The sequence below is a fragment of the Acidisphaera sp. L21 genome (assembly GCF_009765685.1).
In the GTDB taxonomy this organism is placed as follows: domain Bacteria; phylum Pseudomonadota; class Alphaproteobacteria; order Acetobacterales; family Acetobacteraceae; genus LMUY01.
In genome coordinates this window covers 113,425-121,311 of the sequence record NZ_LMUY01000114.1, presented here as the reverse complement: position 1 = coordinate 121,311, position 7,887 = coordinate 113,425, and the positions used below count along the sequence as shown (strand labels likewise).

The window sequence follows — 7,887 nt, the reverse complement described above, 5'->3', positions numbered from 1 at the left end:
TCGGTGGCAGCGACGTGATCGACATCACCAACCTCAACTTCGCCATCGCCACGCCGCTCGCCTACTCGGGCACCACCACCGCCGGCGCCCTCACCGCCACCGACGGCACCAACACGGCAACCATCAACTTCACCGGAAACTACACCACCGCAAACTTCAAACTCGCCGACGATACCCATGGCGGCTCACTCATAACCTTCGTGAACCACTGACGCAGAGGCGCCGTCTCAGGCCGACGGCGGCCCGTGTTGTCAGCATAGACCAACCGTTGATCCGATGCGCGAAAGTGACCTACGGCCGTCGCTTATCACGGCGCGAACAGGAGCACTGTTGGCTGGCTTGGCACGAGCCTGGCTCCCACCGGGTTGGTGGAGTTCTGAATGGTCATCAAGGTCAGCCGAGTAGCCGGCATACCCGCAGACAACACGGTAAAGGCCCCATCACGCGACGCAATGCCCTGCCCGACGCCGGCGTTATCGTGATTGGTCATGAGGGTGATCGTGCCGGCCAGTGCCACGAGCGTTGCATCAGTCAGATGCGCACCCGAGCTTGACCGCTTCTACGTGACCCGAAAGGCAACGTCCGGCTCTATGCCGAGCGCCTGCACCAGCCGGTTTGTCTGCGCCGCCATACCCACGATGCCCAACAACTCGCCGTGCTCCGCACTCGTCATGCCTTTCCCGCGGGCGGCAGCGGTGTGGGAATGGATGCAATACTCGCATCCCTGCGCAATGGAGACCGCCAAGTATAGCATCTCCTTTACCTTCGGATTCAACGCTCCCCCTGCTGCCATCACGGCCTTCAGGCTATTCCAAGTGCGCTGTAGCGTTGCCGGGTCGTTGGCGAGCGCGCGCCAAAAGTCGTTTACATAGCTGTCGTTGCGCACAGCACGGATGTCAGCGAAAACAGCCGCAGCGTCGCCGGACAGTTCCGCGTCAGTCAGCAGCCTTACAGTAGCCATCGGCTCAACTCCCTGGTTCGTGACCATGATTTCACGGGAATGCAACACCTGAAAGCGGTGTTCCAACGCGGTGCAGACTCCGGGGGTGTCGAACGCCCCTGCCCGGCCCGGCATCAGTCCGCATTTCGCTAGCTGAAGGACCGCAAGGTGGGCCAACATTGCCGACCAGACGCCAGGTGCGATGCTTAAGCCGATAGCCGCCGAGATCGCGACGCCTTGATTGGCCGGCCCGGAAGCACATTGAGCAATATGGCCTGTATGGATTGGCCGATTTCCTGCCGGGCTGCTTGCGCGGCTGCCATGTCCGTCTTGACCTGATCCAGGCCCAAGGAACGCGCGCCAATATCTGCGCCGATCTGCTCCGCCGACGCACGAAGTTGTCGGCTGAGTGCGATCAAGGTGAGCGCCTTCGCGGCATAAGCCTCGCGCAGTAATCGCCCATCCGCTTCCGGCAAGGTGCTGGTGATTTGCCGCAGATAACCTGCGGCAAGCATCCGGGACCCCAGATCATTGGCCGCGAAGGTCCCTGGAGTAGTCCAGGGATGGTGCAGCCACCACGTCTGGGCACCGACAAAGGCGAGCAGGAACAAATTCAGTGCCACATGGCCAAGGCCTATTTGCGCCTACGCCCGGCAAGCTACCGCGACGGTGACCAGGCACCGCGGGTGTTCGGCTTGGATCGCAACGGGTAGGAAGCAGCTTGCACCAATCCGGCTAATCCCGGCGGCGCCGGGTGGCTCGCCTCTCATTTGCCTCACCAGAATTTCCCAATCCCGAGCGGCGTCGCGCCTGGACCTGGTCCAACCGGCGATCAGTCAATCCTGAGCCCGGCCGTTGCCGTTCGAGGCTCACCCGATAGATCTGTATCTAGTCTGGCCAGCGATCCCAATGAAAACGCCGCAAATAATCGCCACGCGACCATACATTCAGAGCTAGGCCAGATGCCAGCCATCTGGAAATATGGCGTTCTAGATCAAGCCTGGTAATGCGAAAAACGGCCTAGTCTCATTACGGCAATTCTATTGATAAATACGTTTGCAAACGTTTTCGCATTAAATATCCGCGCGATAAGGCACTAATCCCGCTCGAGCTGCCGACCAATTTAGTCAGGGGCTTAGAAGGCCGAGTAACACCCCTCCCCCAAGGCAAGAAAGCCAGCGACCAAGCTGGACTCTAGCGACGCACGTCCCGGTCGACGTGGCCTATGGCCCGGCTGCGTCAAGAAAATACGGCGATGCCCCTGCCCTGTCGTTAACATACAGATCAAGGATCGATCCGCTGGAGCCCGATTGCTCTCCAAGACGGAGATGATCTCTACCTCGACACTCCAACAGACGCCCCCAACATCTCTTCAATGGCATCGCGGAGTGTGGCAAGCAAGCTTTGTTCCGCCTCCGACAACGGACCCGATTTACTGTGAAGCGCCGCAAGTGCCCTCGACATTGGCTTGAGCAAGCTCGGCTGATCCACGGTTGGCGCAGGGTTCGGCGGCGGGGGCGTGGCGCTTGCATCGTTGCGCGCTGCGCGAATGGCTTTGACGGTCAGTGCTCCCTCACGGGCAAGACCAACAAGTTTGTCCAACGTGGACAAATCGGTTATACGTGACATCTCGACCAGCACATTCTTCGTGACGGCAGGTTCAGACGTCAGAACCTGCTGAAGAATATGGTCTGGCAGCTTCAGGATGTTGAGCGTCCCGCTCACGTCACTTTTCGGCCGGCCTAGGGCGGTTGCGACTTGGTCCTGCGTCCAACCCTTCTCCACCAGAAGCCGCTTGAGCCCCCTCGCCTCCTCCATTGGCAACAAATCCACGCGCTGCAAATTCTCCAGCAACGACGCGACTTCGGCATCCCCGCCATGGGAAATCGCCAATAACTTGCTCCAACCCAACAGCTTCGCCGCGCGCCACCGTCGTTCGCCCGCAACGATAATCCATTGCCCGCGAGCCTCCGGATTCCGCCTGACCAGGATCGGTTGGAGCTGACCCTCAGCCGCCAAAGTCGTGGCCAGAGCAGCCAGAGCGGCCGCTTCGAACGACCTTCGCGCTTGGTTGGGATCCGCGTGCACTGCGTCGACCGCGACCTCGAACGTATGGTTGAACGAACTCGTCTGCGCCACCAACGAGCCGGTCGCATCCTGGATGATCGCGGACGCGGCACCCAAGATGGGCGACGTCTTTTTAGTGCGGCCCATGGGTCGGCTCTTCCTGCAACTGCTGAACGAGCGATTGCAGATCGGCACGTGGCAGTGCCGTGCCCTTCGATAAGGCAACCGCCAACTCGCGATAAACCCCCGCCGCAGCCGATGTCGACGACACGTCGACGACCAGGCGCCCATTTCGCGCTGCGTGACCGAACACAGCGCTGTTCGGCACCGGGCTCAGCAAAGGTGCCACGGCGCCGAGTGAGCCGGATAGATGCGCCAGCACCTCTCGATCGACGGATTTTCGCCGGTCAAACTGGGTGGGCAATATGCCCGCCAGGCGAAGCGAAGGGTTCAATCTACGCTGCACTTTATTGATCGTCCCCAGAATCAAACCGACACCCATCGTGTCAAATGGCTCCGTCCGGACGGGAATGATGACAAGCTCGGCTGCCGCAAGCGCCATCCACGTCAGCATGCCCAGATTAGGCGGTGCATCGATGACGATCCAGTCATAGGCGCCGCGAACCGGCTCCAGCGCCTCCCGTACGGCGACGTCAAATCCAGGCTCTCGCTTGCCATCGGTCTCCGACAACTCGATGTGGCTGGCGGCGAGATCGAATGGCACGGCACGCCCATCTGCAAGAATTTCACCCTGCTTGATGATGATATCCCCGAGCGCCGTGTCGCCCAGAATAACGTGGGCCATGGTGCGGCCACGACGATATGCGTCGACGGCCGCGCTCGCCAACAGCCCGGTGGTAACGGTAGCCTGCGGGTCCAAATCGATCATCAGCACACGAAGACCCAGCCTCGCCAAGGACCCGGCGATATTCATCGCCGACGTGGTTTTCCCAACGCCGCCCTTCTGGTTGGCCAGCACCAGCACCTGGGCGTTTGCCGGTTTCGCCTCCAACATACGGGCTAGCGCGGCTTGGACCTCGGTCGGAACCGGCTCTTTGCCATTCTCCCAACGGCTCAGCTTCGGCTTGTCATATTTGCGACCAATAACCTGGTTAAGCCGGGTCATGAGGTCGGCCTGGCTCATGTGAAGCGTACGCCGAATTTCGCGGAATCGTGTGCCGTCCACTGCGAATCCAAATCTCGCTGTTCTGACGTCAGAATCTCTCAAACCAACCATCAACGTCAACATGAAAGGTTGATGGTTGCTTCAGTTCCGGTTTGTCGCAGGCATGCGGACTCTTGTAACCGACTCGTAGCCCGGACGAACTGACCTATCATGCGCTGTCGCAAGACCCCAGGCGCCGAACGACAGACAAAACTGGACTATTGTGATTATACCCTGGATTGCTGCGATGGGTGCTATACAGAATATCAACGAGTTACAGGCGCACCCACTGGACTCCTGTGACCATACTAATAGAGACTCTATTATTATCTAGTACCTACATCACAAGAGTCCAAGTTGCACCCAACACAGGACTTGGCCAGTGTAGAAATGACCGTTGGTCTTCAGGAGTCGGGCGTTGGGCAGCGTGCACACATTGATCGAAAATCTGGGTCGCCAGGGTGCGCTGAAAGCAGCCGAAACCGAATCTGCCCGCCGAGCGATCGAAGCCGCCATTACCTACATGTCCGACGAGGAGACAGGCGTTGGTTTCCTCTACAGCGGCTGGTGCCAGGCCGCACTACCGCATAAACGCCTCCACGACGAGCAGGTGTGGAAAGTCAGCACCGAGCGTGTGACGTTGGTGGTAGAGCCAGGCCGGCGTAACCTGCCAGGCGCGGAGATGGAGTGGGTCGGGGTGCCATACGGATCCCGGGCTCGCTTGATCCTACTCTACCTCCAGTCCGAGGCATTGCGCACGCAATCGCGGGATATCGAACTTGGGCGGTCGCTGCACGCCTGGCTGGGGCGACTCGGGATTCCAATCGGGGGCAAATCCTTCAAGGACGTTCGCGAACAGGCCGACCGATTGAGCCGCTGTCGTTTAACCTTCCACGTCCAGGCGGGGACGGGCAGGGCGGGCCTGGTCAACCAGAACATCGTCGATACCGCCATGTTCGTCGACGATGCGCCCGGCCCCCAAGGCTCGCTTTTCATCGAAACCGCCCGGTTGTCCGAAACGTTCTTCGATCAACTCCGCAAACACCCGGTTCCATTGGAAGAAGCTGCTATTCGGGCAATTTCCAATAACTCGGCAGCCTTAGATATCTACTGCTGGTTGGCCTACCGGCTGCATGTCCTTTCCTCGGCGAAATCAATCTCGTGGAATGCGCTGTATAGCCAGTTTGGGGCGAGCTATGCTCGGCTTGCCCACTTCAAGATCCGGTTTCTAGAAAACCTTGCCGTCGCATCCGCAGTCTATCCGGCCGCCGATGTGAAGGCCGACGAGAAGGGACTGATCCTGAAGCCGTCCCGCGCCCCGGTCGCGCCCCGGATAATCCCTGTCGCAAGAATCCAGGGCTGACGGCAAATAAGCGGCGCGAGTCGCAAGAGTCCATGTCTAGCTCAGCCGCTAAAGCCCGGGGCGGCTGCCGCGGAATGGTGCTCAAGCGATCGCTGCTCGCGTTCAGCGAAGCCTGCCCCAACTTGTCCAGGACATATCGTCCTTGCCGCACCCTTACTGGACTCTTGCGACGGTTGATGCCGCACGTGATCTTTACTGAAGGGGTGTGCTGGACTCTTGCGACAGTGGAGGGATGAAACGCTACCGCACGTTACCCGGCCTTTATCGGGGCGTGTATCTCGAAGACAACCCCTTGCATCTCCCGCCGAATTCCTTCCCCTGGAGGACCGGCGCAGTTCAGCGACGAGGGCCAGGAGCCCGGCCGTCCTCGCCGGCTAACGAGCGCCAACCCATCTATGTGCTAATGCTGTTGGCATGGACACCAAACCCCCGATACCGCTTGCGGTCCTCGTTGGCATTCAGACCCCGGATGTCGATGACGTGGCACACGAGGCGAGCCTTGAGGAACTCGGGCGCCTGGTGAAGACGCTGGGCTATGAAGTCGTCGGCACAGTCTCGCAGAAGCGCGAAGGCACGGGCGCCGGGTCACTGCTTGGCAGTGGAAAGCTGGAGGAGCTAGCGGCGCTGACCGGGGGCACCGGGGTGGTCACCTCGATGGCGCCGCCGCCGAAGTCCAAGGCCCGGCAACGCTTCGAAAACGCTGCGGACACGCCCGACGCGGCCGAGAAAGATCCACACGCCGCTCGCAAGCCGGAGTTCGTTATCGTCGATCACGAGCTCTCACCCAGCCAAATCCGCAACCTGGAACGGGCCACCGGTGCCCAGGTACTGGATCGCACGGGCGTGATCGTGGAGATCTTCCATCGCCACGCAAACACCCGGGAAGCAAAGCTCCAGGTAGAAATGGCGCGCCTGAAATACGTGGCACCGCGAATGCGCGAGTCCTCGGCCGGTGGTGGGCGCCAACAAGGCCCGGGCGCAGGCGAAAGCGCTCTCGCCCTCGATCGCCGCAAGATCCGCGACCGGCTGTCGGAGCTGAAGGAGCAACTGGAAGCAGTGCAGCGGGATAGTGACCAACGTCGGTCCGCCCGCCGGGATCAGCTCCGCGTGGCCCTGGTCGGCTACACCAATGCCGGCAAGTCCTCCCTGATGCGGGCCCTTACTGGCAGCCAGGTGCTGGTGGAGGACAAGCTGTTCGCCACTCTGGATACCACCGTGCGCACCCTTCAGCCGGAGACCCGGCCCCGCGTGCTCGTCTCGGACACCGTTGGTTTCATCAAGCAGCTTCCGCATGACTTGGTGGCCTCATTCCGCTCCACTTTGGCGGAAGCGCTGGAGGCGTCGCTGTTGCTGTTCGTGGTCGATGCGTCCGATCCGACCTATGAAGCCCAGTTGGAAGTAAGCCGCAGCGTGTTGCGAGAGATCGGAGCCGATGCGGTTCCCTCCCGCCTGGTGCTCAACAAGCTCGACAGGGTAGGGGATGCCGAACGCATCGCCCTGGCGGAGAAGCATCCAGACGCGATCCTACTGTCCGCCCATCTGCCCGCAGATGTGAGCGCGTTGCGCGATACCATCATAGCGTTCTTCGAGGCGGCCATGGTCGAGGACGTTCTGGTGCTGCCCTACGCGAAACAACGGCTGATCGGCGAAGTCTATGAAAGCGCCCGCGTCTTGTCAGAGGAGCATGATGAGACTGGTCGGATCCTCAAGGTGCGTGGCCTACCCGGCGCCATCACCCGTCTGCGGCGCAGCCTCGCCGCACAATGAAACCCGGGCCTGTGGGCCAATCTTTGGATCCGTGTTCCGTCGGTACTTCCCATTTCGGGCGGCTGTTGCAATTCGTCCAGCATCCCGCGTGGGTTTGGCTGACACCACACGAGGTTCGGGGATCCCGGCAGTCGTTGCACCATCAATCCAGCGATGATCGCCATTGTAGCACGACATGAGCCAAGATGAACGTCGCATGCCAAATTGGTGCCCTGATGGGAAGTTGTCCGAAGTCGATTTGCGTCATGGTGCCGGCTATGGCTGTTCTCATGATTGTAGATCCAATATACCGCCGAACTGGCAGGTGATTGCAGACACGAAATAATGTCCACCAACTTATTATCAAATCTATGTAGAATAATAATGACAACATCCTAAATAAGAATCCATACCGTATTTGGAATACTGGGTGTTCCAAGAACCATTGGAGAAACCACGGCGTGAAGTTTTCTGAAAAACCGCGAAACATGGTTTTATTGTATCGGTATAGTTCATATATAGTCGCATCTAACGTTGCTCTTGAACTTCAATCCGTTTTACCGCATTGAGCCTCTGTTAAGAGCGAACATGTAATTCCGGAGCCAA

General features: G+C 59.7%; 8 protein-coding genes. 3 read left to right on the top strand and 5 right to left on the bottom strand.

Annotated elements, in window-relative coordinates; translation table 11 throughout:
• Positions 1-212: hypothetical protein (locus GSQ76_RS22435; RefSeq protein WP_216851223.1), on the top strand; the 212-nt coding region annotated here is incomplete at its 5' end.
• 95 nt (positions 213-307) lie between these two features.
• On the opposite strand, the gene GSQ76_RS22430 is transcribed toward GSQ76_RS22435, so the two are convergent.
• The 5 genes from GSQ76_RS22430 to GSQ76_RS22410 all read right to left on the bottom strand — a co-directional run bounded on the left by GSQ76_RS22430 (position 308) and on the right by GSQ76_RS22410 (position 4,244).
• A complete protein-coding gene (locus tag GSQ76_RS22430) occupies positions 308-517 on the bottom strand; it encodes a hypothetical protein (protein ID WP_158746338.1) in 210 nt (69 codons plus the stop codon).
• A gap of 42 nt (positions 518-559) precedes the next feature.
• Positions 560-1,027, bottom strand: coding sequence for a carboxymuconolactone decarboxylase family protein (locus GSQ76_RS22425; protein WP_254070575.1), 468 nt, complete (start codon positions 1,025-1,027; stop codon positions 560-562).
• A gap of 119 nt (positions 1,028-1,146) precedes the next feature.
• Positions 1,147-1,563, bottom strand: coding sequence for a periplasmic heavy metal sensor (locus GSQ76_RS22420; RefSeq protein WP_256367015.1), 417 nt, complete (start codon positions 1,561-1,563; stop codon positions 1,147-1,149).
• 712 nt (positions 1,564-2,275) lie between these two features.
• Positions 2,276-3,154, bottom strand: coding sequence for a ParB/RepB/Spo0J family partition protein (locus GSQ76_RS22415; protein WP_158746336.1), 879 nt, complete (start codon positions 3,152-3,154; stop codon positions 2,276-2,278).
• On the bottom strand, positions 3,141-4,244 hold the full coding sequence (locus GSQ76_RS22410; protein ID WP_158746391.1) for an AAA family ATPase: 1,104 nt from the start codon (positions 4,242-4,244) through the stop codon (positions 3,141-3,143). Before GSQ76_RS22410 ends, GSQ76_RS22415 begins: the two co-directional genes overlap by 14 nt.
• A gap of 355 nt (positions 4,245-4,599) precedes the next feature.
• Between GSQ76_RS22410 and GSQ76_RS22405 the strand changes: the two genes are divergently transcribed.
• Positions 4,600-5,535, top strand: a complete 936-nt coding sequence (locus tag GSQ76_RS22405; protein WP_335904928.1) for a replication protein RepA — start codon at positions 4,600-4,602, stop codon at positions 5,533-5,535.
• A gap of 414 nt (positions 5,536-5,949) precedes the next feature.
• Positions 5,950-7,302 (top strand): GTPase HflX, encoded by a 1,353-nt coding sequence (gene hflX / locus GSQ76_RS22400; protein ID WP_158746334.1) that lies wholly within the window; start codon positions 5,950-5,952, stop codon positions 7,300-7,302.
• The last annotated feature ends 585 nt before the right edge of the window (positions 7,303-7,887 follow it).